At 70.5% G+C, this 1006-nt stretch carries 1 protein-coding gene; it reads right to left on the bottom strand.

What is annotated here, in order from left to right; all coding sequences use genetic code 11:
- On the bottom strand, positions 1-1006 hold a 1006-nt coding region (locus tag GD429_RS40025), incomplete at both ends, for an acetyl-CoA C-acetyltransferase (RefSeq protein WP_152865745.1).

The raw sequence follows: 1006 nt of genomic DNA, 5'->3' as shown, positions 1-1006 counted from the left end.
CGCTCGACCGCGAGCGCGACGCCCATCCCGCCGCCGATGCACAGCGACGCCAGCCCGCGCTTCGCATCGCGCTTGGCCATCTCGTGCAGCAGCGTCACCAGGATCCGGCAGCCCGACGCACCGATCGGGTGGCCGATCGCGATCGCCCCGCCGTTCACGTTCACCTTCGACGTGTCCCAGCCCATCTGCTTGTGCACCGCCAGCGCCTGCGCCGCGAACGCCTCGTTGATCTCCATCAGGTCCAGGTCGCCCGGCGTCCAGCCCGCGCGCTCCAGGCACCGGCGCGACGCCGGCACCGGGCCCATCCCCATCACGCTCGGATCCACGCCCGCGTTCGCATACGCCTTGATCCGCGCCAGCGGCGTCAGGCCGAGCGCCGCCGCCTTCTGCGCCGACATCACCAGCACCGCCGCCGCGCCGTCGTTCAGGCCCGACGCGTTCGCCGCCGTCACCGATCCGTCCTTCGAGAATGCCGGCTTCAGCCCCGCCAGCGATTCCGCCGTCACGCCGTGACGCACGAATTCATCGGTCGCGAACTGCAGCGGCTCGCCCTTGCGCTGCGGAATCGACACCGGCACGATCTCGTCGTCGAAGCGCCCGGCCTTCTGCGCGGCTTCCGCCTTGTTCTGCGACAGCGCCGCGAACGCGTCCTGCTCTTCGCGCGTAATGCCGTATTCCTTCGCGACGTTCTCCGCCGTGATGCCCATGTGGTACTGGTTGTACACGTCCCACAGGCCGTCGACGATCATCGTGTCGACCAGCTTCGCGTCGCCCATCCGGAACCCGTCGCGCGAGCCCGGCAGCACGTGCGGCGACGCGCTCATGTTCTCCTGGCCGCCCGCGATCACGATCTCCGCGTCGCCCGCGACGATCGCGTTCGCCGCCAGCATCACGGCCTTCAGGCCCGAGCCGCACACCTTGTTGATCGTCATCCCCGGCACCGCCGACGGCAGCCCGGCCTTGATCAGCGACTGCCGCGCCGGGTTCTGCCCCGAGCCGGCCGTCA

It is taken from the genome of Burkholderia sp. BE17 (assembly GCF_009362305.1).
In the GTDB taxonomy this organism is placed as follows: Bacteria; Pseudomonadota; Gammaproteobacteria; order Burkholderiales; family Burkholderiaceae; genus Burkholderia; species Burkholderia pyrrocinia_C.
Note: the sequence above shows the minus strand (reverse complement) of the source record. Positions and strands in the feature narration are given on the sequence as shown.